The sequence below is a fragment of the Okeania sp. KiyG1 genome, from assembly GCF_014132355.1.
Lineage (GTDB): Bacteria > Cyanobacteriota > Cyanobacteriia > Cyanobacteriales > Microcoleaceae > Okeania.
The window spans coordinates 97,879-124,235 of record NZ_BLZO01000180.1 but is presented as its reverse complement, the minus strand read 5'-3'; the positions used below and the strand labels follow the sequence as shown (position 1 = coordinate 124,235).

General features: G+C 37.6%; 30 protein-coding genes and 1 pseudogene. 23 read left to right on the top strand and 8 right to left on the bottom strand.

Annotated elements, in window-relative coordinates; all coding sequences use genetic code 11:
• Positions 1-76: 76 nt before the first annotated feature.
• Positions 77-409, bottom strand: a complete 333-nt coding sequence (locus SAGCYANO_RS39680) for a putative quinol monooxygenase (RefSeq protein WP_202225046.1) — start codon at positions 407-409, stop codon at positions 77-79.
• A 95-nt stretch (positions 410-504) separates the two neighbouring features.
• Here SAGCYANO_RS39680 and SAGCYANO_RS46780 point away from each other — a divergent pair, with 95 nt between their 5' ends.
• Entirely contained in the window at positions 505-645 is a 141-nt protein-coding gene (locus SAGCYANO_RS46780; protein WP_237397138.1) for a hypothetical protein, read from the top strand.
• 862 nt (positions 646-1,507) lie between these two features.
• Positions 1,508-1,855: a carboxymuconolactone decarboxylase family protein gene (locus SAGCYANO_RS39675; protein WP_202225045.1), complete on the top strand. Its 348-nt coding sequence runs from the start codon at positions 1,508-1,510 to the stop codon at positions 1,853-1,855.
• A gap of 275 nt (positions 1,856-2,130) precedes the next feature.
• On the opposite strand, the gene SAGCYANO_RS39670 is transcribed toward SAGCYANO_RS39675, so the two are convergent.
• Positions 2,131-2,289, bottom strand: a complete 159-nt coding sequence (locus SAGCYANO_RS39670) for a hypothetical protein (protein WP_202225044.1) — start codon at positions 2,287-2,289, stop codon at positions 2,131-2,133.
• 32 nt (positions 2,290-2,321) lie between these two features.
• Here SAGCYANO_RS39670 and SAGCYANO_RS39665 point away from each other — a divergent pair, with 32 nt between their 5' ends.
• The 10 genes from SAGCYANO_RS39665 (at position 2,322) to SAGCYANO_RS39615 (ending at position 15,982) form a co-directional block, all read left to right on the top strand.
• Positions 2,322-2,888, top strand: a complete 567-nt coding sequence (locus SAGCYANO_RS39665; RefSeq protein ID WP_202225043.1) for a hypothetical protein — start codon at positions 2,322-2,324, stop codon at positions 2,886-2,888.
• A 610-nt stretch (positions 2,889-3,498) separates the two neighbouring features.
• On the top strand, positions 3,499-4,104 hold the full coding sequence (locus SAGCYANO_RS39660) for a DJ-1/PfpI family protein (RefSeq protein ID WP_202225042.1): 606 nt from the start codon (positions 3,499-3,501) through the stop codon (positions 4,102-4,104).
• An 814-nt stretch (positions 4,105-4,918) separates the two neighbouring features.
• Complete coding sequence (locus tag SAGCYANO_RS39650; protein ID WP_202225040.1) at positions 4,919-6,739, top strand: AGE family epimerase/isomerase; 1,821 nt, start codon at positions 4,919-4,921, stop codon at positions 6,737-6,739.
• A gap of 18 nt (positions 6,740-6,757) precedes the next feature.
• Positions 6,758-6,907 (top strand): hypothetical protein, encoded by a 150-nt coding sequence (locus SAGCYANO_RS39645; protein ID WP_237397137.1) that lies wholly within the window; start codon positions 6,758-6,760, stop codon positions 6,905-6,907.
• A 369-nt stretch (positions 6,908-7,276) separates the two neighbouring features.
• Complete coding sequence (locus SAGCYANO_RS39640; protein ID WP_202225038.1) at positions 7,277-7,618, top strand: anti-sigma factor antagonist; 342 nt, start codon at positions 7,277-7,279, stop codon at positions 7,616-7,618.
• Between the two features lie 2,306 nt (positions 7,619-9,924).
• A complete protein-coding gene (gene glgX / locus SAGCYANO_RS39635; protein WP_202225037.1) occupies positions 9,925-12,045 on the top strand; it encodes a glycogen debranching protein GlgX in 2,121 nt (706 codons plus the stop codon).
• A 508-nt stretch (positions 12,046-12,553) separates the two neighbouring features.
• A complete protein-coding gene (locus SAGCYANO_RS39630; RefSeq protein ID WP_202225036.1) occupies positions 12,554-12,892 on the top strand; it encodes an anti-sigma factor antagonist in 339 nt (112 codons plus the stop codon).
• 696 nt (positions 12,893-13,588) lie between these two features.
• Positions 13,589-15,028 (top strand): PP2C family protein-serine/threonine phosphatase, encoded by a 1,440-nt coding sequence (locus SAGCYANO_RS39625; protein ID WP_202225035.1) that lies wholly within the window; start codon positions 13,589-13,591, stop codon positions 15,026-15,028.
• A gap of 39 nt (positions 15,029-15,067) precedes the next feature.
• On the top strand, positions 15,068-15,490 hold the full coding sequence (locus tag SAGCYANO_RS39620) for an ATP-binding protein (protein WP_202225034.1): 423 nt from the start codon (positions 15,068-15,070) through the stop codon (positions 15,488-15,490).
• A 330-nt stretch (positions 15,491-15,820) separates the two neighbouring features.
• The gene (locus SAGCYANO_RS39615) at positions 15,821-15,982 is read left to right on the top strand and encodes a hypothetical protein (RefSeq protein ID WP_202225033.1); all 162 of its coding nucleotides are present in this window, start codon (positions 15,821-15,823) and stop codon (positions 15,980-15,982) included.
• A 58-nt stretch (positions 15,983-16,040) separates the two neighbouring features.
• Here SAGCYANO_RS39615 and SAGCYANO_RS39610 read toward each other — a convergent pair whose 3' ends face one another.
• The 3 genes from SAGCYANO_RS39610 to SAGCYANO_RS39600 all read right to left on the bottom strand — a co-directional run bounded on the left by SAGCYANO_RS39610 (position 16,041) and on the right by SAGCYANO_RS39600 (position 17,139).
• Complete coding sequence (locus SAGCYANO_RS39610) at positions 16,041-16,610, bottom strand: ISAs1 family transposase (protein WP_202220848.1); 570 nt, start codon at positions 16,608-16,610, stop codon at positions 16,041-16,043.
• Between the two features lie 75 nt (positions 16,611-16,685).
• Positions 16,686-16,913, bottom strand: a complete 228-nt coding sequence (locus SAGCYANO_RS39605; protein WP_202219317.1) for a hypothetical protein — start codon at positions 16,911-16,913, stop codon at positions 16,686-16,688.
• Positions 16,900-17,139, bottom strand: a complete 240-nt coding sequence (locus SAGCYANO_RS39600) for a transposase family protein (protein ID WP_202219316.1) — start codon at positions 17,137-17,139, stop codon at positions 16,900-16,902. The genes SAGCYANO_RS39605 and SAGCYANO_RS39600 overlap by 14 nt, the downstream gene beginning before the upstream one ends.
• Before the next feature lie 396 nt (positions 17,140-17,535).
• Between SAGCYANO_RS39600 and SAGCYANO_RS39595 the strand changes: the two genes are divergently transcribed.
• Together SAGCYANO_RS39595 and SAGCYANO_RS39590 are read left to right on the top strand one after the other, a co-directional pair.
• Entirely contained in the window at positions 17,536-18,441 is a 906-nt protein-coding gene (locus SAGCYANO_RS39595) for an LD-carboxypeptidase (protein ID WP_202225032.1), read from the top strand.
• 15 nt (positions 18,442-18,456) lie between these two features.
• Positions 18,457-18,702 (top strand): hypothetical protein, encoded by a 246-nt coding sequence (locus SAGCYANO_RS39590; RefSeq protein WP_202225031.1) that lies wholly within the window; start codon positions 18,457-18,459, stop codon positions 18,700-18,702.
• A gap of 128 nt (positions 18,703-18,830) precedes the next feature.
• On the opposite strand, the gene SAGCYANO_RS51125 is transcribed toward SAGCYANO_RS39590, so the two are convergent.
• Positions 18,831-19,160: a hypothetical protein gene (locus SAGCYANO_RS51125; RefSeq protein ID WP_375340085.1), complete on the bottom strand. Its 330-nt coding sequence runs from the start codon at positions 19,158-19,160 to the stop codon at positions 18,831-18,833.
• An 84-nt stretch (positions 19,161-19,244) separates the two neighbouring features.
• On the opposite strand from SAGCYANO_RS51125, the pseudogene SAGCYANO_RS51120 reads away from it, so the two are divergent.
• The 7 genes and pseudogenes from SAGCYANO_RS51120 to SAGCYANO_RS39555 all read left to right on the top strand — a co-directional run.
• Positions 19,245-19,334 (top strand): annotated as a pseudogene (locus SAGCYANO_RS51120) (IS1 family transposase); the annotation flags it as partial.
• A 101-nt stretch (positions 19,335-19,435) separates the two neighbouring features.
• Positions 19,436-20,290, top strand: coding sequence for a hypothetical protein (locus tag SAGCYANO_RS39580; RefSeq protein ID WP_202225030.1), 855 nt, complete (start codon positions 19,436-19,438; stop codon positions 20,288-20,290).
• 44 nt (positions 20,291-20,334) lie between these two features.
• Positions 20,335-21,291 carry an NACHT domain-containing NTPase gene (locus tag SAGCYANO_RS39575; RefSeq protein ID WP_202225029.1) on the top strand — a complete coding sequence of 319 codons (957 nt, stop codon included), beginning with the start codon at positions 20,335-20,337 and terminating at the stop codon, positions 21,289-21,291.
• Positions 21,292-21,305: 14 nt separating this feature from the next.
• On the top strand, positions 21,306-22,103 hold the full coding sequence (locus SAGCYANO_RS39570; RefSeq protein WP_202225028.1) for a hypothetical protein: 798 nt from the start codon (positions 21,306-21,308) through the stop codon (positions 22,101-22,103).
• A gap of 88 nt (positions 22,104-22,191) precedes the next feature.
• Complete coding sequence (locus SAGCYANO_RS39565; protein ID WP_202225027.1) at positions 22,192-22,875, top strand: hypothetical protein; 684 nt, start codon at positions 22,192-22,194, stop codon at positions 22,873-22,875.
• Positions 22,866-23,033 (top strand): hypothetical protein, encoded by a 168-nt coding sequence (locus tag SAGCYANO_RS39560; protein ID WP_202225026.1) that lies wholly within the window; start codon positions 22,866-22,868, stop codon positions 23,031-23,033. The genes SAGCYANO_RS39565 and SAGCYANO_RS39560 overlap by 10 nt, the downstream gene beginning before the upstream one ends.
• Before the next feature lie 71 nt (positions 23,034-23,104).
• On the top strand, positions 23,105-23,815 hold the full coding sequence (locus SAGCYANO_RS39555) for a hypothetical protein (protein WP_202225025.1): 711 nt from the start codon (positions 23,105-23,107) through the stop codon (positions 23,813-23,815).
• On the opposite strand, the gene SAGCYANO_RS39550 is transcribed toward SAGCYANO_RS39555, so the two are convergent.
• Together SAGCYANO_RS39550 and SAGCYANO_RS39545 are read right to left on the bottom strand one after the other, a co-directional pair.
• Positions 23,812-24,105: an IS1 family transposase gene (locus SAGCYANO_RS39550; RefSeq protein WP_202225024.1), complete on the bottom strand. Its 294-nt coding sequence runs from the start codon at positions 24,103-24,105 to the stop codon at positions 23,812-23,814. The genes SAGCYANO_RS39555 and SAGCYANO_RS39550 overlap by 4 nt on opposite strands.
• Positions 24,092-24,508 carry a hypothetical protein gene (locus SAGCYANO_RS39545; protein WP_237397136.1) on the bottom strand — a complete coding sequence of 139 codons (417 nt, stop codon included), beginning with the start codon at positions 24,506-24,508 and terminating at the stop codon, positions 24,092-24,094. The genes SAGCYANO_RS39550 and SAGCYANO_RS39545 overlap by 14 nt, the downstream gene beginning before the upstream one ends.
• Positions 24,509-24,964: 456 nt before the next feature.
• On the opposite strand from SAGCYANO_RS39545, the gene SAGCYANO_RS39540 reads away from it, so the two are divergent.
• A complete protein-coding gene (locus tag SAGCYANO_RS39540) occupies positions 24,965-26,008 on the top strand; it encodes an RNA-guided endonuclease TnpB family protein (protein ID WP_237397135.1) in 1,044 nt (347 codons plus the stop codon).
• Complete coding sequence (locus SAGCYANO_RS46775) at positions 25,980-26,288, top strand: hypothetical protein (RefSeq protein ID WP_237397134.1); 309 nt, start codon at positions 25,980-25,982, stop codon at positions 26,286-26,288. Before SAGCYANO_RS39540 ends, SAGCYANO_RS46775 begins: the two co-directional genes overlap by 29 nt.
• Positions 26,289-26,357: the final 69 nt, after the last annotated feature.

The window sequence follows — 26,357 nt, the reverse complement described above, 5'->3', positions numbered from 1 at the left end:
TTTCAAACTGCTCCGCAAACCCTGTCAGTCACTTCAGACAAAAATACGTTGTAGCTGCGTAAGTCCTAAAAATAAACTAAAGTCCGAAGCTCAATTTATCAATATCATAAACTCTCACTTCTGCATCTTCAACTAAAAGTTCCGGTGCTTCTTCAATTAAAGGTGCAATGTAAGGTTGCTTAAGATGGGAATTAAGAGCTTCTCGGTCTACCCATTCTTCAAAATACAAAAAGGTATTAGGATTATCAAACTCTTCATATAAAGTATAACTAATATTTCCAGCTTCTTTGTGAGTTTCTTCAAGTCCAGGTTTTGCGAGTTCTAAAAATCGTTCTCGTTTTTCCGGTTTAATTTTGTATTTCCCAGCTAAAACAAGTGTAAATTTTTTGTCTTCATTTGCTTGATTCATTTTGAAATCCTTGAATTTTGGGCGTTGGTGATTTGAGTTATGATATCATGTCCGGATAAGAGCGCGAACAAAAAAACTTTCTCTTCTACTGCTCTTTGCTTCTTATATCATGTCCGGTAGCATCGGTATTGTATAGTGAAGTAAGGAAGAAGGAAGACCGAAGTTGGAAGAAGGAAGAGGGAAGAAGGCTTAAAAACTGGAAAAAACGTAAATTTCCTGTAGATATTCACCCTTGATTTTACACAAACCCGCCCCCAGCGGACATGATATTATTTTTTCCCTCCTGACTCCTGACTCCTAAAGAATTGCTTTCCGTTCCAGACTGCTCCGTAAACCCTGTGGATCGCTGCCGACGAAAATAGGTTGCAGGTCCGTAAGTCCTATTACAGCAGTTTTCGAGTCTTAGAGGTACAAAGTTTTAATGCTCTAGGGAAAACCGTAGCTGGGAACAGGAAAAAGGAAATATAGGATAAGAATAGTGTTACAACCGTACCTCAAGCTTCCTTAAAAGTGCTGTAATTTTAACAAATTAAGTATATACAAAAATTATCATATAGGTTATAATAACTGCCTTTATATAAAATATGATTACAGTTAATTTATTCTCATCAACTTAGAAAAGCTTAACAATACTTAAATACTTGTAGTTAAGTAATTCAGAAAAACTACAAAAATGATTTAGATCATTGTTAATTTAGATCGCTTAGTAACATTTTAGAATATTTATCGGAAAATCTCAGCTTATTCCAATAAAAAATCATAAAATCAATTTAATTAATGAATTAATGTAAGTTAAGGTGATAATCTAGTTGATAGAAAAAATATTTCGGATATGTCTAATAGATTTTCCTCACATCTGAACAGCAAATCAGATAAGTCAGGAGTGTGGACAATGATATTTAATATCTTGAACGAGTGGCCGTCATCTGCTCGTGCAAAGGCCGATAGCTTACTAAAAAATTAGATGTTAAACTGTGTAAGAAAGCGATTATGCTAGGTAATGCTAACGCGATATTGCTCTAGAACGCTGACGCTAAAACAGTCTTGAAACAAATATTCAAAGACCATAGCAAATTGGAAAAATTAAGCGGATAAAATATGGAATACAAAAACGCAGTCCTAGATGACAAAGCGCTGCAAGAAGGCTTAAATGGGATCAACCCCAAATTCGGGGACTTTTGTACTCGTGTAGCAGGTGAAGCATGGGGTCTACCACTCATAGACCAAAAAACCAAAGCTCTGATTACAATAGCAATTGATGTAGTTAATCAAGATCATGTAGGTCCGGGAAACCCTTTTGGCGCTCATGTTAATATGGCAATGCAACAAGGAGCTACCCGTGAAGAAATAGAGGAGTTATTATTATTCACCTGTGTTTATGCAGGATTTAATAAAGCAGCAGGTTGCTTCGGCGCTCTGAATGAAATTTTAGGTCCGCCCGCTTAACGAAGTCAGAAGTCAGAAGTCAACCCACCCCTAACCCCTCCTGGGAGGGGAAGTTAGAAGTTATTTTTGTAACGGGGGTTTGAGAAAAGCTCCAAAAAAAACCCCAAACAATTTTCAGCACCCTGTAGACGGTGGGGTATTAAACCTGCCACAGAAAAGATAAATATCGTTAATCGCGATCGGGGTAGACACAAAAATTTACTAATATCTTCAAGCTCGAAGAAAGCACAATTCTATACCAATTCACTTTAGAGATGTCACAAATAGTTTCAAATCTAAGATGTGAAATAATTTTCTGAAATTACTGTATTGTCAAAGTTTTGAGCCTGTAAAATCTTACTTTTTAAGGGCGAATACCATTCGCCCCTACGACTTCCGTGAAACGGTGAGGTTTCTTTAGCGATCGCTCGTCTCCCCCAGCAATTTTGTTTCAATCAATGAAAAAACAACTACAAATCTAGATATTATGAAAAAGCGCACAAATTACTACAAAGACCTAGCAGTAGATTACTCCCGAGCTGTTCCAGCAGCTGCTGATGTTGCTACAGAGATGATTGCTCTAGCAGAAAAAATGATTGCTATGAAAGAAGCAACATTACCAGAAATCGGTCCTGACTACACATTAGAACAAATAGAGAAAGAAAATAAAGAGTGGTGGCCTACTCATTGTGAAGCTTTGAGACAAGGACGCGGTGATATTCTCACGGCAGAATATTATAAAGATTTGGTCTATTTGTGCCAAGACGGACAATATTTTGGTCTAGAGGAACAAAAAGAAAGGGAACAGCATTGGTGGGCGTTGATTTCTCAACCAGGAGTTATTATGTGTTGGCCAATTGTGATGTTTTCTGGAGAACATACATTCTTCGAGTGGAAAAGTGTGGATCTCGAAACCAACGAAACTATTGCCAAGGGAAATGTGACTTGGGTACGTCGCGGTCACAGAGGTGGTTGCTACTTAAAGACTGAGCAATTAACATTCTATCGTGATGTATTTGCAGCAGCAGAACTTCTGAAGTTAATTACTACATAAGAGAAAAATTTATAGCTGTTTTCACAAGGCGTGAGATACATCAACGATCCCCCGCGCATCCCCCTTAAAAAGGGGGACTTCCGGTTTCCCCGCTTCTCAAGGGGGGTTAGGGGGGATCTCCAGGAGTGTACCTCACACTTACTGAGAAATGCTATAGATAGTTGAACTTAAGGGAGTGGTTAACGAAGTCAGAAGTCAGAAGTTAACCCACCCCTAACCCCTCCCAACCCACCCCTAACCCCTCCCAACCCACCCCTAACCCCTCCCAGGAGGGGAGGGAAGTAGGGGATTTGAGCAACTCTCCAAAAATATTTCGCCTTAAAAGGTGGGTTTGCGCGACCCAATCCTGTTTGATAATAGTTTCCAGCTCCCTGTTAACTATAATTTTTGCCATAACAAAGTATCGAACTCGAATCTATTGCTTGATGCCATTATTGATTTGAAAAATATTACAATGGTAGAGCATCATATAATAGTTGAAGCTAAAAGTACAAGCAAAAATTTAGATACTTGAATATAGTTAGTATCTAAATCTAATTAGAATATCTAGATACTGAGTTATTACATCATAAGTTTAAATCTCAAAAGAGCAACTAAGGAGTAAAAAAGAATGGCTACTGCAACAAAAGGTAAAATTGGAGTCTTAATAGAAGACCATTTTGACCCTACAGAATATCTGAAATTTAATGAATTTTTTCCTCAAAAAGGCTATGAAGTAGAATATATTACTCATTTGTGGGGTAACAAAGAATTACATTTTGGCTCTAACCCAGAAAATAATATTGTTGAAGAACAAGTTACTGTTTCTACAGAAGTTAATGATATTAATCCCTCAGACTATAAAGGGATAATTTGTATTGGCGCTTATGCTATGGACAGATTGAGGTATCAGGTAAATCCTAAAAAAGGTGAACCAAACCAAGCACCAGCAGTAGCATTTCTCCGCAAAGCTGTCAATACTGAAAATGTAAAATTAGGAGCAATTTGTCATAGTTTATGGCTATTTTGTGCCGACAATGAAATGATAAAAAATAAAAAAGTCACCTGCGCTCATAACATTATTTGTGATGTAGAAAATGCTGGAGCAGATGTAATATTTGATGGAGATCAAACAGCAGATTTAGTGATAGATGGAAACTTAATCACGGCCAAACATCCAGGTGTAACAGATGAATTTATGGAAAAATTTGTAGAAGCGATCGAAGCTAACAATTAATATTGCTTTTTGTGGTGGTAGGTGTTACCTCAAGATTTAGGATTAAATTAGAGGATAAAAATTAAAACCTGTCACACTCAATATAGAACCCATTTGATATACCTATTTATTTACAGCGGGTTCCACCTTGGTGAGATACACCCCGAAGCGAGCAAGATGCTCGCACTGGGAACATTTAATTTTTCATATATGTACTTCATATACTTGGAATTTGCTGTATAAAGATAGGGAGTGGAGGAGATGGGAGAATTTTTTGGTAGTGGTGCATTTTCATTGGTCGTGCATTGTCCGGCAATGTTTGTGGCAAAACAGTGGGAGCATCTTGCTCCCGTGCCAGGTATCCGTTTTTCTTGTATACAATTACGCGACCAGGACTACTCATTTTTCGGCGTTGCTGAAATGTAATGGTAAGTAGCTGAAGGTAAAATTGAAGAACTTATGTTTTGCGTTGATACTTAATCTAAAAATCATTACCATTCAGCAACGCCCATTTTTCTACCTTTTTCTCCTATTCTCTAACTAATACCAATTCAGTTAAAATTTGACTTTTGACTTCCGTGAAACGGTATAAATTTCCTGACTTCTGACTCAGTCATCCAGGAGGACTGCTACCAAAAGCACATACCGCGTCCAAACATAGCAAATGGGTTCTATACATAAAGCTTCTTGCAAAAGTGTTAATTAAATCAATTCAAGACAATATAATATATGTAAACAATTTAATCTCCCTATTCCCTATTCCCTATTCCCTATTCCCCGACTTCTACAAGAAGTCTATAAAAAAAACTCGTAAAAAAGTTAAAGATAATCCAAAATGAGTACCCAAATAGAATTTAGCTTTTCTGACCTAATAGCAGGATATGTTACCAAATACGACTCAGAAACAGATATTTTTGGTATCAAAACAACAGACGGCAGAGAATTTCAAGCCAGACTAGGTTCAATATCTTACGCCAAACTCGTACAAAACTTAGACGAAGCATACCCAGATGCTACAGGTTCCATGCGGTCAATGTTAGTACCTGGTAGATATTTATTCACTTACGGAGTCTTCTTCCCAGATAGTCCCATATTTGAAGCCAAACAAATTATATTTGTCGGTCGCCAAGCAGATGACTACGTTTTTGAGAAACCAAACTGGTGGGTAGACCAGGTGCGTTCCCTTGCTAATTTTTATGTCAAAGCTCAGTTTGGCGATGAAGAAATTGACTACCGTAACTATCGCACAACCTTAAGTCTATCCGGTGCAAAATCTCAGATAAACTTCTCTCAAGAAACTGATACTATTTCCCGGATGGTTTACGGAATGGCAACTGCTTATATGATGACTGGGGAAGAAACTTTTCTAGAAGCAGCAGAAAAAGGCACCGAATATCTGCGAGACCACATGAGGTTTGTTGACTTAGACGAAGGAATTGTCTATTGGTATCACGGTATTGATGTACAAGGAGAGCGGGAACAAAAAATCTTCGCTTCAGAATTTGGCGATGACTACGATGCTATTCCTGCTTACGAACAAATTTACGCCCTTGCAGGTCCGTTACAAACATATCGACTCAATGGCGACCCTCGGATCATGGACGATACCGAGAAAACCATCAAACTATTCAACGACTTCTACCTAGATAAGAGCGATCGCGGCGGTTACTACTCTCATCTAGACCCCATAACCCTAGACCCCCTCAGCGAATCATTAGGACGGAATAAGGGTACCAAAAACTGGAACTCAGTGGGAGACCACGCACCAGCATATTTAATTAATCTCTGGTTAGCAACAGAAAAACCAGAATATGCAGATATGCTCGAATATACCTTTGACACTATTGAAAAGCGGTTCCCAGACTACGAAAATTCTCCCTTTGTCAATGAAAAATTCTTTGAAGACTGGAGTCCCGACCAAACTTGGGGATGGCAGCAAAACCGGGCAGTAGTTGGTCACAATATGAAAATTGCCTGGAATTTGATGCGGATGAATAGTCTCAAAGCCAAAGATTCTTATGTCGATTTGGCCAAGAAAATAGCCGACCTTATGCCAGCAGTAGGCAGCGACCAACAACGGGGTGGTTGGTATGATGTAGTGGAGAGGGTATTAGGTGAAGACGAAAAAATCCACCGTTTTGTTTGGCACGACCGTAAAGCTTGGTGGCAACAGGAACAGTCTATTCTTGCATATTATATTCTCGCAGGAGTTTTGGGAGAGCCAGAATATCATCGGTTAGCGCGGGAAGCTGCTGCTTTTTACAATGCTTGGTTCCTAGATACAGAAGATGGTGGGGTTTATTTCAATGTTCTTGCTAATGGTATTCCTTTCTTGGCAAGTGGTAACGAACGGGGTAAGGGGTCTCACTCCATGAGTGGTTATCATTCTACGGAGCTATGTTTTCTTTCTGCTGTTTATACTAATCTCCTGGTTAATAAGCAGCCAATGGATTTTTATTTTAAACCTATTCCCGGTGGTTTCCCTGATAATATTCTGCGGGTTTCGCCAGATATTTTGCCCCCAGGTAGTATTAAAATTGGCTCTGTAGAAATTGATGGTAAACCATACAGTGATTTTGATGCTGAGAAACTGAGTGTTAAGTTGCCTGATACTAAAGAAAGGGTGAAAGTTAAGGTAAATATTGTACCTACCTGAAGGAAGAAGGAAGAGGGGGTGGGAAGTGTGGGGAGTGTGGGGAGTGTGGGAGTGTGGGGAGTGTGGGGAGTGTGGGGAGTGTGGGGAGTGTGGGAAGTGTGGGAAGTGTGGGGAGTGTGGGGAGTGTGGGAACTCAAAAATATAGGGTTTTCAATAATTGATAATTGATAATGGATAATTGATAATTACCTCTCCCTAAAACGGAATTGATTGAATAAAAGGAAAAAATTTATTTTTTCCCTTGAAAGGGGAGGATTTTTACCTGAATTATTGAATTATTGAATTATTGAATTATTAATTCTTCGGTAAATATTCTCTCCAGGCAAAGAATTTGCCCTGTCCTACTCCCCTACTCCCTACTCCCTACTCCCCTACTCCCTACCCGGATTATATATAATACTTGTGTGTTGGGTTTTCTCCTTATCCTGTGGATAAGTTGCCCTAAAAGAGACGTTTCACATTGGCATTAGTCTGTCCTAGACAAACGTTTCTCAACCCAATCTATCTAAACACCTGAGTATTATTAGACTAAATCCAATGGCAATCGAAATTAATATTAGAACAATAGAAGAAAATATTACAGTAGTAGAACTAACAGGGGACATTGACGCTAGTACAGCACCTAAAGTTTCAGAAGAAATTCTCCCCCTAGCGACTCCTGGGTGCAAAATTCTGATAAATATGAGCAATGTGCCATATATGTCTAGTGCAGGGTTGCGTACATTACTATCATTGTACCGACAAACCACAGCAAAGGAAGGGAAAGTTGTATTAGTGGGGCTTTCTGAAGAGCTTCAAGATACTATGTCTGTGACTGGGTTTCTAGACTTTTTTGCAACTGCTGAAAATGTTGAGTCAGGAATGGCAACACTAAATTAGAAGAAAGTAGTAGTTCAACAATTAATAATTAATAATGGCTTTGTTGCACAAAAGACGATCTGTTCAACAATTAATAATTAATAATTAATAATTAATAATTACCTCTTCTTTTCAAGGAGAGGATTGACTCAAAGGAAATTTTTTTTCTTCTCTTGGTCGATTGGATATGGCGAGGAGACCTCGCCATCCCATCCTACGGACTGCTCCGCAAACGACCGCTTTTTCCCCTTAAAAGGGGAGGCTTTAAACCACAATTTATCGGTAATATCATGTCCGGATAATTAGTGATAAAAAAACTTTCTCCTTCTCTTCTTCTTTATTTCCTCCTGACTCGGTCCTTCCCCTCCTGGGAGGGGAGGGGCGAGGGGTGGGTTGGGAGGGGAGGGGCGAGGGGTGGGTTGACTCCTGACTCCTCCGTCATTTATTTATAACTGTTCAACCGGACATGATATAAGCTATTTTTTTGCTAGTCCCTTACTCAAGCGTTGGCGGAGCCTAGCGGCAGCTATATCGCTCACTTTCGGGAGATGGATGGGGTGATTTATTTATTGTCCAATAGTTATGTTGAGTTTAGATAGAGTTAGACTCAAGGGATAGAACATCCATTCCGCTAGAGCGATCGCTCACTTTCGGGAGATGGATGGGGTGATTTATCTATTGTCCAATAGTTATGTTGAGTTTAGATAGAGTCAGACTCAAGGGATAGAACATCCATTCCGCTAGAGCGATCGCTCACTTTCGGGAGATGGATGGGGTGATTTATTTATTGTCCAATAGTTATGTTGAGTTTAGATAGAGTTAGACTCAAGGGATAGAACATCCGTTCCGTTTCACGAACACTCACTTTCGGGAGATGGATGGGGTGATTTATTTATTGTCCAATAGTTATGTTGAGTTTAGATAGAGTCAGACTCAAGGGATAGAACATCCATTCCGCTAGAGCGATCGCTCACTTTCGGGAGATGGATGGGGTGATTTATCTATTGTCCAATAGTTATGTTGAGTTTAGATAGAGTTAGACTCAAGGGATAGAACATCCGTTCCGCTAGAGCGAACACTCACTTTCGGGAGATGGATGGGGTGATTTATCTATTGTCCAATAGTTATGTTGAGTTTAGATAGAGTCAGACTCAAGGGATAGAACATCCGTTCCGCGAGAGCGATCGCTCACTTTCGGGAGATGGATGGGGTGATTTATCTATTGTCCAATAGTTATGTTGAGTTTAGATAGAGTCAGACTCAAGGGATAGAACATCCATTCCGCTAGAGCGATCGCTCACTTTCGGGAGATGGATGGGGTGATTTATCTATTGTCCAATAGTTATGTTGAGTTTAGATAGAGTCAGACTCAAGGGATAGAACATCCATTCCGCTAGAGCGATCGCTCACTTTCGGGAGATGGATGGGGTGATTTATCTATTGTCCAATAGTTACAGCAGTTACCGCGCATTATTGTTTTACATATCGGGAGTCTAGTCGCAGCTATATACTTTCATGCAACAAAGCCATTAATAATTAATAATTAATAATTAATAATTAATAATTACTGTCCAGTACAAAGTTATTCAAAAAAAATGACTTAATCTCAAGGCTGAAAATATTACTAGAAAAGGCTTGCAGCACATACAGTTGCTAAAGTGCTAGTTTATAACCTTAAGATTGCCGAAAGCTTTAGCTAGCAATAGTTTTTCCAAGAAGTTTGTACTGTCTAGTAATAATTACCTCTCCTTCAAAATAAGAGGATCGACTTAAAGGAAAATTTTGTCTTTTCTCTTGGTCGATTGGATATGGTGAGGAGACCTCGTCATCCCACCCTACGGGAAGCTCCGAAGATAGAACTCCGTTCCGAGATGCGCGTTTCGCGTCAGCGTTGCGTTGCGCCAGCTTTGCGTTGCGCCAGCTTTGCGTTGCGCCAGCTTTGCGTTGCGCCAGCTTTGCGAAGCAAAAGCAAAAGCAAAAGCAAAAGCAAACGACCGCTTTTTCCCTTTTAAAGAAGAGGCTTTAAATCCTAATTATTCGGTAAAATCTTGTTAAGCTGTTTAGCATTTAAAGTAAATATCCAATTTTTGTGAAAGGGACTAGGAAATATAAAATCTATAGGACTTACGCAGATACGCTATATATAGTGCTCAAAACTATTGTCCAATAGTTACTGGGTCCTATACATAGTGCCTTTGCGTAAGTCCTGATCTAAATCCTTCTTAGCTTACCTAAAACCTACAACCTAAAACCTACAACCTAAAACCTACAACCTCTTCCTCCTAAAACCTACAACCTACAACGTATTCTCTCTTTAATCAAAAGTCATGCAATTAGATCGTATTGATATTCATCCTACCCACAGTCACGGTGACTTGAAACTGCGTAGTGGGAAACCCTTTCCATTTGGTGCAACTCTGGTGCCTGGAGGAGTGAATTTTTCCATATTCTCCTCTAATGCTACATCCTGTACATTGGTCTTGTTTAAAAAAGGCGCTCTCCAACCAATGGCAGAAATTCCCTTTCCTGAAGAATTTAGAATTGGGAACGTTTATTGTATGGTCATCTTCGACCTGGATATAGAAAATATCGAATATGGCTACCGGATGGACGGACCGAATAACTTCCAGGAAGGTCAATGGTTCGACAAAAATAAAATTCTCATGGACCCCTACGCCAAGATTATTGGAGGTCGGGATGTTTGGGGAGTTTTTCCTAACTGGGATGACAATTATCAACATCGAGCGAGAATTGCTTATGATGATTTTGACTGGGAAAATGACCGCCCTCTAGAAATTCCACCAGAAGACCAAATTATCTATGAAATGCACGTTCGGAGTTTTACCGCTCATCCCTCTTCTGGAGTCAAACATCCCGGAACATTTGCTGCCATCCGCGAAAAAATTCCCTACCTCAAAGAATTGGGTGTTAATTCAGTAGAATTGATGCCTATTTATGAATTTGATGAATTTGAAAATTCCCGCCCCAGCCCAATTACAGGAGAAATGCTTTACAATTATTGGGGTTATAGTACAGTCGGGTTTTTTGCCCCAAAAGCAGGTTATGCAGCCACAGGTAAGTTAGGAATGCAGATGGATGAGTTAAAAGCTCTCGTTAAAGACCTGCATAAAAATGGGATAGAGGTAATTCTAGATGTTGTGTTCAATCACACAGCAGAAGGGAACGAAAACGGTCCGACTATTTCCTTCCGGGGTATTGACAATAAGGTATATTATATGCTAACGCCAGAAGGTTATTACTATAACTTTAGTGGCTGTGGTAATACTATTAACTGTAATAATCCCATCGTTCGTGGTGTAGTGTTAGATTGTTTGCGTTATTGGGCAAGTGAATATCATATTGATGGTTTCCGGTTTGATTTGGCTTCAATTCTCGGTCGTGACCCCTGGGGAGCACCATTAGCAAATCCTCCACTTTTAGAAACTCTGGCTTTTGACCCAATTTTAGCTAACTGTAAATTGATTGCAGAAGCTTGGGATGCAGGAGGTTTATACCAAGTAGGTTCTTTTCCAGCTTTTGGACGTTGGGCAGAATGGAATGGTAAGTACCGCGATGCAATTCGCAAATTTATTAAAGGTGATTGTACCGTAGGGGAGATGGCACAAAGATTACAAGGTTCCCCAGACCTATATGCTTGGCAAGGTCGCGCTCCCGCAACATCTATTAATTTTATTACCGCCCATGATGGTTTCACTTTAGCCGATATGGTTTCTTACAATGAGAAACATAACGAAGCTAATGGCGAAAATAATAACGATGGTGCTAATGATAACGAAAGTTGGAATTGTGGGGCAGAAGGTTGGACAGATAACCAGGGAATTAATGCTTTGCGTAGCCGTCAGATGCGAAATGCGATCGCAATTATGATGGTTAGTCAAGGTGTACCTATGTTGTTGATGGGAGATGAAATAGGACGCAGTAAACATGGTAATAATAATACCTATTGCCATGACTCGGAGCTAAATTGGCTTAACTGGGAATTTCTCAAAACTAATGCTGAGTTATTTAGATTTGTGAAAAATTGCATTGCATTTAGGAAAGCACACCCAGTATTAAGAAATCGTAACCATTTCAGAAATCAAGATTATATTGGTAGTGGTTATGCAGATATTACTTGGCATGGAACCCAGGCGTGGAATGCAGATTGGTCTGAAAGCTGCCGTACTATTGCTTTTATGGTCTGTGGCAAACATGCTAAAGAAGGAAAACAGCCAGATAACTATATTTATGTAGCAATGAATATGCACTGGGAAACTCAATGGTTTAATATCCCTGGTTTGCCCCAAGGAATGCAGTGGCACGTTTTTGCTAATACTGCCTGTCCATCGCCAGAAGATGCTTGGGAACCAGGAACTGAACCTGTACTGGGAAATCAACAGGGGTTATTAGTTGGCGATCGCTCAGTAGTTATTCTGGTAGGAAAATAATATCATGTCTGGTTGAGACGAAGGAGTCGTAGGGGCGAATGCCATTCGCCCTTCATTAATTGATAATTGATAATGGATAATTGATAATTACCTCGGGTTTTAACCGTTACGGAATTGAATATAAGAAAACATTATTTCTTCTCTTGGTCGATGGTTGCCCAGCGAGAAAACCTCGCCATCCCACCCTACGGGAAGCTCCGAATATCGACCGCTTTTTTCCCCTTAAAAGGGAGGTTTTAAACCAGAATTATTTAATTATTAATTATTAATTATTCGGTAAAAATCCAAAATCAAATCAATTATTATCCATAAATTATCAATTATTCCCCTCCTGGGAGGGGTTAGGGTGGGTTCCCTGTTCCCTGTTCCCTGTTCCCTGTTCCCTCTTTTGGGGGAGATGTCTACTAATTATCCGAACATGATATAACTCAGGAATGATATGATAGAAAAACCAAAAATATTGCTCAGTAGTATAAATTACGACGAAATTAATAAATAAGGGAAAATTATGGCTTTTGAAGCAACTCTAGAAACAACAAACGGCATCGCTAAAATAACTTTATCTGGAGAGCTAGATGGGTCTACCGCTCCAGCTTTTAAGAAAAAAGTAGAGGAAGCAGCAGCCGAAAACCCGAAAAGACTTGTTTTAATAATGAATGACCTAGAATATATGGCAAGTGCGGGTCTACGGGTATTGATTTTTTCTAAACAAAAAATGGGAACAGGTGTTGATATTTATATGGTAGGTGTTCAAGAAATGGTGCTGGATACCATCAAGAAAACAGGTTTCGATCAAAGTATTTATTTACTGGATGAATATGATGCAGCTAAAATAGAGAATATTTGAGAAAAATTTATCCATTGAAGAAATAGTCAGTAGTAGGGGCGAACGGTTGTTCGCCCTTTGAAAGGGGGGAAGCACAAGGGAAAATTGCTTATGAATTAAACCAAACAATTTTAAGCACTCCCGTTGACCGTGGGGTATTAAACCAGCAAAAGACTATATAGAAAATCATAGATTTTTTACAGATAGTTGTAGGTTTCTAAGAAAGGGTGTCAGTTCTCACTCATTAGACATCTCCAGAAAAGAAGCAGTAAGCAGTACGGGGAAAGAATTGATAATTTCTGCACGATCATTGATTTGATTTTTTGGCGTTGGTAATTTGAGGTATGATAGTCTGGATAAGAGCGCTATAGAACTCCGTGACCTTTACGCTCCCCGAAAAACTGTCTCCTTCTATTCCTCTTTCTTCTTCTTTCTTCCCTCCTGACTTCTGTACGGGCGAACGGCCGTTCGCCCCTACTACCTGACTCCTAAGTAATTAAGATTTATATCATACACGCGCTTTACCAACGCCGATTTTTTATTATTGGAGATGTCTATTAGTAACTAGCTATATAAAAATAGGTGGTGGTGCATTGTCATTATTTTTTACGAAGCACGGCAGTGGGAGCATCTTGCTCCCGTACCATATATTCCTTTTTCCTGTATACAATTACTATGCAGGACTACCTAAAAATAAGGCTAAGAATATTATAAACAATGGTATCTACAGAAGAAAACTTGAGAGCAGAAATAGACTCACTACGTCAGGAGATAACTAAACTCCAGGATGAAATGGTGGCTTTCCGACTCGCTCAAAAAGTACTGATAGAAGTCACAACAGGGTGTCATTCCTCACCAGGAGGAATTATTAGAGGAGCTTTACAAAAAACTTTAGACGTTTGTGCTGACGTATCCTGTAATAATGCGGAAAAAGGAAGTTTATTTTTACTAGACCCTGCATCCGGAAAAATTATAGATGCTATTCTGACTCGCTCTGAAGTAACTCCCAAACAACGTGCTAAATTAATTGGTAATGTTTTAGATAAAGGGTTAGCAGGTTGGGTAAGTCGCAATCTTGAGCTAGGATTAATTACAGATACCGAACAAGACGAACGCTGGCTGACTTTACCAGATCAACCTTATATAGTTCGTTCAGCATTGGGTGTTCCAATTATCAATGGCAAAAAAGAGTTGCTTGGAATCATTACCTTGCTGCATTCTCAAACAAATCATTTTACTTCGAGAATGGCAGAGTTAATGCAAACTATAGCGGAACAAATAGGGTTGGTATTAGAAAATGCTAGACTTTATGGGCAACTAGATACTTATTCCAAAGCTCTAGACAATGAATTAGAAAAGGGTAGACAGATTCAAATAGACTTTCTTCCCTACGATCTCCCTAAGTTGGATGATTGGGAAATAGTTGCTTGTTTTCATCCAGCAAAGCAAGTGGCAGGAGATTTTTACGATGCTTTCACATTTGATAACAATCAAATAGGATTAGTAATTGCAGATGTTTGTGATAAGGGAGTAGGGGCTGCATTATTTATGGCTCTATTCCGCAGCCTAATTCGTATTTTTTCTGGGGAAATTCAATTCCAAGGAACTGCAGCTCCCATACTTCAAGCACATAAACCTGTTAATGGTGATTGGATAGGCGAGTCAAATGCAACTAACTTAGCTCACCTGAATGCTCTTCAAGCTGTTCGTCTCACAAACAACTACGTTGCAGAAAAACATTGGCAAATGAGTATGTTTGCCACATTATTTTTTGGGATGCTAGATCCGAAGACAGGTATACTCAGTTATATTAATGGAGGACATGAACCGCTATTTATTGTTAATCAAGATGGTATAATAAAACAACTATTAAATTCTACCGGTCCTGCGGTAGGAATGATGCCAAATATGCAGTTTGGAATTCAGCAGGTTAAGCTAGAAAGGGGAGATATATTAATAGGTTATACTGATGGAGTAACTGAGGCAAAATCTCCCGATGGAAAGTTATTTACAGATAATAAGCTAAAAGAAATAGTAGGAAATCCTGCTAATTCTGCTTCAGAATTGATGGAACGCATTAAAGATAATTTATTTAATTATATGGATGATGCGCCACAATTTGATGATATTACAATGTTAGCGGTGCGTAGAAATTAATGAAAACTATTACTAAAAACTAACTAAAAAAGGAGCATTATGGAACCTTTAATTGTGTCAGGTAGCCTAGACTCTTTAGGGAAAATTGGTCAGTATATTATGTCGGCAGGAAAAGAAGCTGGTTTAGAAAAAAAAGCATCATATAAATTACGTTTAGCAGTAGATGAAATAGCAACAAATATTATTACTCATGGCTATGATGAAGCTGGTTTAGCAGGAGATATTTCTATACAAGCAGAAATAAATGAGCAAAATTTAACTGTTTATATTGAGGATACAGCCATACCTTACGACCCTACTCAAGCAGAAATGGTAACAGAAGAAACTTTACAACAAGCCTTAGAAAAACGGCCTATGGGTGGATTAGGAGTATATTTAGCAAAAGACAGTGTCGATAAGTTTATGTATAAACGAGTGGGTGACAGAAATCGTAATATTTTAGTTGTGAATAGAGTTGTATAGGAGAAGGAAGAAGGAAGAAGGAAGAAGGAAGACGGAAGACGGAAGACGGAAGAAGGCTTAAATTAACAGCAAGAAAAAAACTTAAATTTCCGGCGTTGCTGAATTGAAGTATGAATGCGCGATTGTTTGGTTCTCGCCTTCGCCCCCGCGCATCCCCCTTTCAACAAAAAGCGAAGCATCCTCTGGCTTCCCATTCAACAAAAAGCGAAGCAACATCTGGCTTCCCCCTTTTCAAGGGGGACGGGAGGGGGATTCCAAGGGGGACAGGAGGGGGATTAAGGGGGACTTTTAGAGTTTTATTCCCCCCACGCATTGGGCAGGGCTAATTCATTGTCGCCAGAGAAAAATATTGAGGAGTACAAGTTTGGCCATATTGTCAAGTATTTCATAGTCTTTTCCCTAAATTATCATACTTATACAGGAAAAATTTATGTCACAGACTCAGTCGCGATCGCTAATATCAGTCGCGATCGCCAATACCAGAACTATTGAAATCGAAAACTAGGGGGGAGTGAGGTTCTGTGTATGGGCCAATTTCAATTCTCAATGACTACAGTTCTAGATTTATAATCATCAGAAAAATCTGCTCCAAATCGTGAGCAATGGTACGAATCGCAGTAGTGAGGGAAGAATAACCATGAAGGCGACAGATAGCGATCGCCAACTGACGAATCACAGAAAAATTAGCAGCAGCTTGAGAGTGCCGAATTAGACTTGTGTCCTCTCGAAACACTACATCTTTAACCCAATGTAGTCGATTCTCAATTCCCCAATGTCCCTGAATTCCTACTGCAAATTCTGCTGCACTTAATTTCAGACTGCTAATGTAGTAAGCTGTTTGATAATAGTCAACACTTGCTCGTGTACCCTGACGCTCAACTCTAATCACAGACTTAATTCCTTCCCACTCAGAGCTAATTCCCAACAGATTATTAAACACAGACACTGTTCTACAAACCACACGATTTCTAGATCTATCTTCTGATATATCAACACTACTTGGTTGTGTTTGTTCAGTTGTTAGTTGTACTTGCTGGTACAGTTTTTTTTGATTACCCTTGACTGCTATTGTGTAATGGTTACCTCTGTCAATGATTAACTTGACGGTTTTTTTTGACAATGTAAAGCATCGCAACTAAAAACTACTCCTTCAAGGTTTAAACTAGCCAATATGGCTTGGACAACAGCAATTTCACTACTTTCTTCCCACGTGAAATTGTTCTATGGCTACAGGTACTCCTTGACAATTACTGAACACAGAAACAACATTGACAAAGTCTTGGTAAGAACCATAACAGTCACTGACAGTAGACCTAATACTCTTACCGTCCACTGCTAACCATTCGGCCTCTTGAATTGTTATTTGGTGTTGAGCCCATTGATTGAATACTTGAGCTAATTGAGCAAAATCAATTCTGGTCATAATTCGCCGAAATGTAGACTTCAGTTGGAAAACTCAAAGGCGATAGCTCTAGTTGTTGCTGTAATGCCAGATGATGACGACGAGCAAAATCTTCTAGGGCACAATAGGAGAAACAACCGCTCATTGTACCCATAATTACTAACAGTAATACTAACCATAATGGATAACGTCTCCCTCTAGCAGCTCGAAAATCTGGTAATTGGGCCAATATTTGTAATAAGTTCATTTCTATCTAAGCCCTAATATTGAGAATAGTTAGCTTAACTCAATACTTGACAACAATCATTGTACTCCTCAATATTTTTCTCTGGCGACAATGAATTAGCCCTGCCACGCATTGGGGGGCTAGGGGGGCTTGCATCATACCCAGAATCAGCAACGCCAAATTTCCTATATATACAGGACTTACGCACGAACACTAAATTCAGTGAGGGCGAATGCCATTTGCTAACGCAAAGCTCCGAATGGCGCCCCTACATATGGCGTTTTTAAGGTTGATTTGCGTAAGTCCTGATATATTCATATATTCACCCTTGGGTGTACACAAACGCGTCCGAACGGATATGATATTATTTATCCTTGTTCCCTATTCCCTATTCCCTGACTGAATTCTAATAATAATATGCTAAATCAAAATTGGTTAAAACCAGGTGACTTACTACAAGTTATTTCACCAAGTGGTTGTTTGCGAGAATTAGATGCTTTTGAAAAGGGAGTAGAAATTTGGCGATCGCGCGACTACCAAGTAGAATTAACACCAGGCTATGATGAGGAATGGGGTTATTTAGCAGGTACAGACGAAAGTCGCTTCACTCAATTAGTAGCAGCAATGAGTAATGAAAATTATCCTGGTCTTCTCTGTTCTAGGGGTGGTTATGGTACGACTCGCTTACTCGAAAACTGGCCAAACCTAAATGATTTTTCATTGCCTATCCCTAAATGGTTGATTGGTTTTTCTGATATTACTGCCCTGCTGTGGACTTTTTGTAAAATTAGCAATTTTTCCTGCGTTCATGGTCCATTATTAACTACTTTAGCTGCCGAACCAGAGTGGTCAATTCAACGACTATTTGACTTGGTAGAGGGTCGTTCCCTAGAACCTTTAGAAGGCAATGGTTGGGGTGGAGGTCAAGCCAAGGGCTATTTAATGCCTGCAAATTTGACTGTAGCTGGTCATTTATTAGGCACTAAGTATCAGCCAGATTTGACTGGGACAATTTTAGCTTTAGAAGATGTGAACGAAGCTCCTTACCGTATCGACCGAATTTTGACCCACTGGCGAATGGCTGGGATTTTACAGCAGGTGAATGGTATTGCTCTGGGGCGGTTTAGTCAGTGTTCCCCTGGCCTTATGAATAATACAGAATTCACTGTTGAGGATGTATTGCGCGATCGCCTGTCCGATTTAAACATTCCCATTGTTTCCGAGCTTCCTTTTGGCCACGATGGTCCTAATGCTGCTTTACCTGTGGGAGTAGAAGCTAATCTTGATGGTGACAAAGGTATTCTGGAAATTACTAGGAATTGAAAAAGTTGGAAGTTGTTGGTTAGCAATTACAGCAAATTCCAAGTATATGAAGTACAGATATTAAAAATTAAATCTTCCCAGTGCGAGCATCTTGCTCGCGATGGGTATAGTTCACCAAGAAGGTGGATGCTTTATCAAAATGTTGGCATTTATACCCGCGCTCTCCCGCAGGGGAGCGTCGGGATGAATGCCAATCAATCTTGCGGTTTTACAGATAATCTGTTAACTTACAAATATTGCTTAACTAAAAACCAAGGTTAAGACTACTGTAACTGTTCAATCAAGTCGCCGAGGGGCACTCGGAGACGATAAACGGACACGGAGGAAGCGTGCTTACTGGTTTTGCCAGCATTTTCCAGTGAGGTGTCAACCCGCCCTGAGTCATTTGGTCAGCGAGCGTCTGTTTGAATGATGGATGGGAATCCCGCGCTGCAGGTGCAGGTCAGCGTCGGGAGGATGTCAACATACTTGTTCCCTTGTGATGGGAGTACGACCTCTAAGCATTCTTCATCTTTTCCCTCAAATTGTTCGGGAGATCTATAGCCATAAGTGCCTACAGTTATCCGAGTTCCACCGTGTACTGCTGCTTGAACTGAACCCAAATCGATCAGATAAATTTGCCTAGTACTATGACCACTGCGGTCAGTTAATAAAATATTACTGGGTTTAATATCCCGATGAATAACAGGTGGTTGGCGACTATGCAGGTAATCTAAAATTTTGGTAGTCCTGCATAGTAATGGTAAAATCTAAATCAAAATTGAATTTTCTGGCTATGCACTGTCCTAAATTCCAATCTACTAAAATCATTATCGTTTTCCAAAAAATTAAGTAATCACATTGGAGCAATCTGGAACTTCGTACATCACTATAATTTCACAATTTGTACTTGATTACTACTATGCAAGACTACCCCTAAATCAATTAAATAGTTGTCAAAATTATGGGTTGATTTAATACAAATAACAATATATCCACAATATAAAACTGTATTATGACACTTCCTCCTGACTTGATTAGAATGATCGCAAGTGCAGCAAATCCCATTGCTAGTAAATTATTTGAACGCAATGATGTAGTCATTCAATTAAGAGAGAAATTTAATCTCAAGCATGAAAATCTTCCTGATAACTTTCCAGTTGTATATGCTTATACGCTGGTGGAGTATGGTGTCGGCAAAGAAGAAGCACTACTCAAGTTATTTGAACAGACAGAGATTCAAGATGCTTTTCGATGTGAGTTTAGAGAAAATAATCCAGCACGTTTAGAAGAAGCTATTGAAGAATCAGTTAATTGGGAATTGCTGGATTGGAATACATTAGGAGAACAAATTCAAAAGCTGGCTGCTAATAATCAACAAGATACAACAGAATATATACGAGGAGAAATAGAAGATTTTAGAAAAGTCTTTTACCAGAAAGTATTACCTTTAACTCTCAAACCATCTCAAATTTATCAGGATAGAAGAATACAAGAAATTATAAAAAGTTTGGAACAACTCAAAACCCTAGATGAGCTTCGTGACGGAGTTCGCACAATTCTTGAATTACTTAAAAATGTTTCAAATTATCAAAGTCAGTCTGATTCAACAGAAAGCGTTGCGCTTAATTCTGAATTACATAGAATTCTAAATTTGTATCTAGGACAGTGTTATCGCGATGAACGGGTAGCTAAATTAGATCAAGCAGGAGAAAGAGATTCAGAGCAAGAAACTTATCTGAATAATGTATTTATAGATTTGGATGTTAGTTTACGACAAGGAGTCGAAAAACAAAAGAAATTTATAGAAATTTTCGTAACAGAATCAACAAAATACAACAAGTTAATGAAGAAATTTCTGAGGGAATAAGTGAAGCAGATTTTTTCTACGATGATTCAAGAACATTATCAGTAATGGAATGTCTGTTACAAGAGTTGCATCCTAATATTGTTATCATCGGAGGCCCAGGACAAGGAAAATCAACTTGTGCTCAACAGCTTGCTCAAATACACCGTGCAAAACTGATAAAGGAAGACTACGATGATCGATTTCAGCCTAAAATAGTTCGTATTCCTTTCCAGATAGTTCTTAAAGACTTTGCTCAATGGCTAGCAGATGAACCTGAAATTGATGCCCTAGATTCTTATCTTGCAGAAAAAGTAGGTAAGTTAGCTAAACATCCAGGTGATATTCGTCCTCAAGATATACAAGAGATATTTAGTAAACGAGATTGTTTATTGCTGCTAGATGGACTTGATGAAGTAGTTGAACCAAAGTTAAAAAAGCAAATGCTTAAGAAGATTGAAGACTTCCTAGCAGAGCGAGAATTTTCAACAAAAAGCAATGTAGCAGTAGTAGCAACTTCTCGTCCTAACGGATATGATAACTACTTCGATCCAGAACAATTTATACATCTAGAATTAGAATTTCTCAGCCAAGAAAAAGTTACAGAATATGCTCAAAAGTGGGTAGAAGCTAAAAGATTAACTGATGAAGAAAGTTCTAAAACCTTAAACATACTCCAAGATTGTCAAGACGATAATCATATTCAAGGGTTATTAACAACTCCTTTACAAGTAACTATTATTCTAATAATTATAAAAAGTGGCAGAAGACCTCCTTCACAAAGAGAAGATTTATTTAATGAATATTGGTTAACAATTTTTAGAAGGGAAGAAAGTAAGGATGGTGGTAAAGCTATTATTAAAAGTAATGAAAGTTTCTTGCTCAGTTTACATAGTGTTTTAGGGTACTCTATACATCGTCGCGCTATTAAGAAAAATATTAAATCTTTATTGTCAGAAAGTGAATTTAAAGACTTAGTTACTAATTTTATCAATGGAAAAAAGGTAATTGCACCTCCGCAGTAGAAATTACTCAAGAAATGAATAGTCTGGTTAGGGAGGTGGGAGAAAGATTAGTTTTAATAGTTCAAAAAGAGGCTGGTTTTTACGGTTTTGATCTTCGTTCTTTTCAAGAATTTTTTGCAGCTATATATTTAGTTCAAGAAGCTAAAGACACGAAGCAACGTTTTGATAGACTAACTGCGATCGCTCCTTACGAACACTGGCGTAATGTTGCTTTGTTTGCTGCTGGTAGAATTGCTCGTAATTTTTCTGGAGAAGTTATTCAACTAACTGAGGTATGGCGTTCTATAGATAGAAAAGGAGTAAATCGCTATTTAAAACCTGGTGCGTGGTTGGCTTTACAAATTGCTGCTGATGGAGCATTAAGTGATGAGGCTAATTTACAGTATTCTGCTGTAGATGACGGATTAAAGGTTTTAGAAGCGGGTTTAACTTGGGAACAAAATGCTCAACTAACAACATTAACTGGTAGATTAACGAAAGAAGAAAAACGAAAAATTCTTTGTCCAGTATTAGAAGAAAAACTACGCCTTTTACCGGAATCTTGCTTGATTTCTGGTTTATCTATTTATAGAAAATACTTTGGTGCAAATGATTTCTTTATTAATAAACTAGATACTATACTTGAAGAGCCAAAAAAAGAAGCATTAATAAATTCAGCACTAAATTTAGCTATTAAATATAAGTCATATCCTACCTGGATAGCAAAGAAACTAAAAAACACTTTGATTATTTTGAAGCAAAATTTGAAAATATCTGTTTTGAAGATTTTGAATATTTTAAAAAGTATTAAATCAAGAAGAATTATCAAATGATAGTCGATTAGTTAATTTACTCAAAAGAATTTCACCTAGAAGTATACATCCTCTATATTATCGGGGTGTAAATAAGGATTCTTTATCTTTGTTGATTGCAGAAATTGGTGAGAAAAAAGCTTATTCAATTGGGGAACAACTAATTATTTGCATATTATTGAAATATGTAATTTACCAGCTAGCAAATAATAGAAGTTCTCAGAGCTATCCTTTAATATCAAGAACTAAGAAAATTGATCTAACGATAGATGATCAACAATACGATAAAATTTTTATTTACGATACGCGACTTGATTTCCTTGATAAATTAGGTTCAAGGAAAGAAAAATTGCAGAATCAAATTGAGTATTTATTGCAATATCAAGAGTTATTCCCTACAGTAAAACTTCTATCACAACAGTTACTATTATTACTCAACCCCAACAAAGAAAAATATATTTACGATCTATTAAATTGCTTGTCTCATGTTCAAATTGAGAATTTAGTCGATCAAAGAAATTTATTAGATAGTTTTTTGTCTAATCCACCTCTATTTTTATTCGCAAGTAGATTACAAATTAATCAAGAAAAAGAGGCATTCGATAAACTACTCCCTTTTTTAAGATATGAAAAGCAAGTAGAGATTGCCGAACAAATAGAAAGTACTATTGATAATAGTCTTAAATTCTTAGAAAAAGAGAAAATAGCTAATTTTCTTAAATCTATTTCTTATGAAATTGGTGTATATGATTTTTTTCAAATCTTATTCCTCTTGCTAATCAAATGGGAATAGAGTTAGAAAAATTAATTGATAATTTTATATTTGCTGTAATTTACAAAAACAAGGATAAATATATAGTTTTAGATAAAAAGCTTTTATCTAAAATAATGCCAGACGACAAAGATAAAAATTTGGACTTTGATGAATTTAAAAGATATTACATATTTTAACTTCGTCTGACTTTAAATGGTCTTTAGAAAAAGATGATGTCGAAAGAATAGTTGATTTCTTTGATCGAGTTATGAGCGTTCCAAAGTTTATAAACGAAGAAGATGATAGCAAGTTGATTTTTGGTCTAGGTTTAAAGCTAATTGAGTATACTGAGTCTGATACAAGTTTGCTCAAAGCAATTAATAGTATATCTATTAACAATTATTCAATTAGTCCAATTGCTTTTATATTTGAAATTGAACATTTATTAAATGAAGAAAATATTAAGATTTTAAAAGCATTACTCGAAAGTGAGGATAGAGACTTGTTTTTGAAAGGGGCAGTTATTTGGAAAGCAATATTAGATACAAAGGAAAGTTATTCGCATATATCAAGAAACTTAACAGAACTATTATCTGATATTTCTTTGTCTCCCAGCATAGGAAAAAGAGTATTTCAAGAATACGATAGTAGTTATTATCCTATAGGAATTACTTTGTTAAGGTATTCTGATTATTCCATTGAAAATATTGAAGAACAACAACAGCTTTTAAACTGGCTTATTAATGCTAATAGTGAAGCAGAAGAACAAGAATGGAGTGAATTTATTAAAAAAATTGCTATTAATGATGATGAGCAATCAATCTGGTCTTCTTTTTTGGAAAAAATATTAAGTGAACCCAAACAATTTGGGCATTTAATATTGAGTGTTGCAATGGAACGCTATCAAAGTTTGAATAATGCAGGTAAAATTACAATTTCTGAAGAACAAGAAAGAAAACTTGCTTTACTTTACTATTAACATACATCTGTAACCATCTTTCTGAAACACCTGTAATTATTGCGATCGCGTAGCGTCCCGCAGGCGATCGCAGCCAATGCTAATCGCTCTAACAACATTTTATCAATCATTGCTCTTGTTGCCTGATCAATAGGATCTGTGCTAGGATTCTCGACAAATTGTCGTCCACAATCTAGGCAACGAAACCGAAGCTTACCGTAGTGAGTATGTCCATATTTAATGATTTTAGTAGATTGGCATTTAGGACAGTGCATAGCTAGAAAATTCAATTTTGATTTAGATTTTACCATTACTATGCAGGACTACCAAAATTTTTAATAGCTCTTTGGCGATCGCTTTGATATCGACTTTGCTAAAGGTACGACCAAATTGTATCCAATCAGACAATGATTTAGCCTCAATATAAGTTTGAACTAAGGCAAAACCTTTTCCTAACTCCATCTCCACATCAAAGTAATCCAGGTATTGAGGAATAGAGGGATGTTCAAGAAATTTCAGCACCTCAGCTTCCCGCTCAAACAATTTCAGATTTTCCCAAGTTAAGTCGAGGCTAAATAGCAACAACTTAACCACAACTAATGAATCTGTTTGTAAATCTTTAGCAAGAAAAGTTCTAGGACTAATTTGACCGCCAAGTACAGATTGTATACGATAGCGATCGCCTAAAACTTGACCAATGAATTGCTCCATCATTTTTGCTGTTCATTTAGATAGTTGGACTCGTTGTTTGTCTGATACCCAAGTTTTTATCTTACTTTCAGTATAACTAAATTTAACGACTTTGTCCGATTATACTCAGTAGTAAAATATTTCTTATCTTTATTTTTCTGATTTTCAGGGTTGACATTATAGTTGAGCAAGAGTATCCTTAAAGGTTTGGATAAAATTATAAATTTTGGAAAATAATAGTTATCATTAGACCATAATTACAAATTTTAGTGTAAAGTTTTTGGTTACTGATTAAATATATGTTCTAATCTATAAAGATCGATCATCAAATACAAAATCTAAATTATCAAAAAGGACGAGAGTTTGAAAGCCATGTCTTTTTAAAGCATAGATGAAAAACGAGCGAGGAATTTTAACACCTTAAAAAGTTGTCCGGCATTTATTCTTTAATGTGATCATAATAATATGGAGGTGATCAAGATGTATGGATGTCAACAAGAGTTAATTAAAAGTCCAGACAATGTCCCATTTTTAGAATATTTATGTATCACAGCAAATAAACTTATTAATTGCGGGATTTATTTAGCTAGACAATGGTATTTTAAATTGGGGTATATCACAGGAAAATACGACTTAGAAAAAAAGCTAAAGTCCCATAGTAATTATCAGTTTTTGTATTCTCAAGCAGCACAACAAACTCTTAGGAAAGTAGCAGAAGCATTTAAGTCCTATAAAGAACTTTCTAATAAATACAAAAAAGGAGAATTAACCAATAAGCCTCAATTGCCTAAATACCGTAAAAAAGGAGGGATGGGAGTTATAACTTATCCCAAACAAGCTTTAAAACTTGAAAAGGGGAAAGTAAAAATACCTTTGGTAAGAAAGGTGAAAGCAGCATTTAAAGTTGATAGTTTTTTCTTAGAATTTCCCAGTAATCTTGAGTTTAAAGAAATCAGAGAAATGAGGATTCTACCCCGTAACGGTTGCTTTTATGTCCAATGGGTTTATGAGTTAAAAGCTGCTCAACCTCAGTTAGATCAAGCCAAAGTATTAGGCATTGACCATGGGATTGATAATTGGTTAAGTTGTGTCTCCAATGTCGGGGCAAGCTTCATTATTGATGGTAAATATCTGAAGTCAAAAAATCAATGGTACAACAAACAAATTGCGACAATTAAAGAAGGAAAACCTCAAGGGTTTTGGTCAAATAAATTAGCGTTTATAACGGAAAAACGCAACAGGCAAATGCGCGATGCTGTTAACAAAGCAGCAAGATTAGTGATTAATCATTGTTTAAAACATGGCATTGGTCGAATAGTTTTTGGTTGGAACAAACGACAAAAAGATAGCATTGACATCGGAAGCAAAAACAACCAAAAGTTTGTACAAATTCCTACAGCAAAACTGAAAGAACGGATTACTCAGTTATGTAAATTGTACGGCGTAAAGTTTATTGAAACCGAAGAATCGTACACCTCGCAAGCTAGCTTTTTAGATGGTGACTTCCTGCCAACTAGGGCGTGAAAAACCCAAAAGCTGGAAAGCATCTGGTAAACGAATTAAACGAGGTTTATATCAAACTCAATGCGGTTTATTAGTTAATGCAGATATTAATGGTGCAGCTAATATCCTCAAAAAAGTAGCGACAACTTTGAAATTTTCTCTCAAAGGAGTCAGTAGAGGCAGTTTGATAATGCCTTTAAGAATCCAATGGATGGATTGCTTAAGAATCCCCGCACCTTTAGGTCGGGGAGTATCAAGAAATCTTGATAGTGACCAAAAAATAAGGTCTCCTGTCCCTTGAAGAGGGATGAAAAAGCGGTCCAGGGATGGCGAGGAAACCTTGCCATATGCAATGGACTAAGAGAAAATA

Coding starts and splice junctions, on each gene's coding strand:
- SAGCYANO_RS39660 (WP_202225042.1), top strand. CDS start 3,499: ATGGCTACTGCAACAAAAGGTAAAATTGGAGTCTTAATAGAAGACCAT.
- SAGCYANO_RS39665 (WP_202225043.1), top strand. CDS start 2,322: ATGAAAAAGCGCACAAATTACTACAAAGACCTAGCAGTAGATTACTCC.
- SAGCYANO_RS39640 (WP_202225038.1), top strand. CDS start 7,277: ATGGCAATCGAAATTAATATTAGAACAATAGAAGAAAATATTACAGTA.
- SAGCYANO_RS46775 (WP_237397134.1), top strand. CDS start 25,980: ATGGTGACTTCCTGCCAACTAGGGCGTGAAAAACCCAAAAGCTGGAAA.
- SAGCYANO_RS39620 (WP_202225034.1), top strand. CDS start 15,068: ATGGAACCTTTAATTGTGTCAGGTAGCCTAGACTCTTTAGGGAAAATT.
- SAGCYANO_RS39560 (WP_202225026.1), top strand. CDS start 22,866: ATGGGAATAGAGTTAGAAAAATTAATTGATAATTTTATATTTGCTGTA.
- SAGCYANO_RS39580 (WP_202225030.1), top strand. CDS start 19,436: ATGACACTTCCTCCTGACTTGATTAGAATGATCGCAAGTGCAGCAAAT.
- SAGCYANO_RS39550 (WP_202225024.1), bottom strand. CDS start 24,105: ATGGTAAAATCTAAATCAAAATTGAATTTTCTAGCTATGCACTGTCCT.
- glgX (WP_202225037.1), top strand. CDS start 9,925: ATGCAATTAGATCGTATTGATATTCATCCTACCCACAGTCACGGTGAC.
- SAGCYANO_RS39675 (WP_202225045.1), top strand. CDS start 1,508: ATGGAATACAAAAACGCAGTCCTAGATGACAAAGCGCTGCAAGAAGGC.
- SAGCYANO_RS39575 (WP_202225029.1), top strand. CDS start 20,335: ATGGAATGTCTGTTACAAGAGTTGCATCCTAATATTGTTATCATCGGA.
- SAGCYANO_RS39595 (WP_202225032.1), top strand. CDS start 17,536: ATGCTAAATCAAAATTGGTTAAAACCAGGTGACTTACTACAAGTTATT.
- SAGCYANO_RS39555 (WP_202225025.1), top strand. CDS start 23,105: ATGAGCGTTCCAAAGTTTATAAACGAAGAAGATGATAGCAAGTTGATT.
- SAGCYANO_RS39680 (WP_202225046.1), bottom strand. CDS start 409: ATGAATCAAGCAAATGAAGACAAAAAATTTACACTTGTTTTAGCTGGG.
- SAGCYANO_RS39600 (WP_202219316.1), bottom strand. CDS start 17,139: ATGAACTTATTACAAATATTGGCCCAATTACCAGATTTTCGAGCTGCT.
- SAGCYANO_RS39650 (WP_202225040.1), top strand. CDS start 4,919: ATGAGTACCCAAATAGAATTTAGCTTTTCTGACCTAATAGCAGGATAT.
- SAGCYANO_RS39625 (WP_202225035.1), top strand. CDS start 13,589: ATGGTATCTACAGAAGAAAACTTGAGAGCAGAAATAGACTCACTACGT.
- SAGCYANO_RS39570 (WP_202225028.1), top strand. CDS start 21,306: ATGAATAGTCTGGTTAGGGAGGTGGGAGAAAGATTAGTTTTAATAGTT.
- SAGCYANO_RS39540 (WP_237397135.1), top strand. CDS start 24,965: ATGTATGGATGTCAACAAGAGTTAATTAAAAGTCCAGACAATGTCCCA.
- SAGCYANO_RS39605 (WP_202219317.1), bottom strand. CDS start 16,913: ATGACCAGAATTGATTTTGCTCAATTAGCTCAAGTATTCAATCAATGG.
- SAGCYANO_RS39630 (WP_202225036.1), top strand. CDS start 12,554: ATGGCTTTTGAAGCAACTCTAGAAACAACAAACGGCATCGCTAAAATA.
- SAGCYANO_RS39545 (WP_237397136.1), bottom strand. CDS start 24,508: ATGATGGAGCAATTCATTGGTCAAGTTTTAGGCGATCGCTATCGTATA.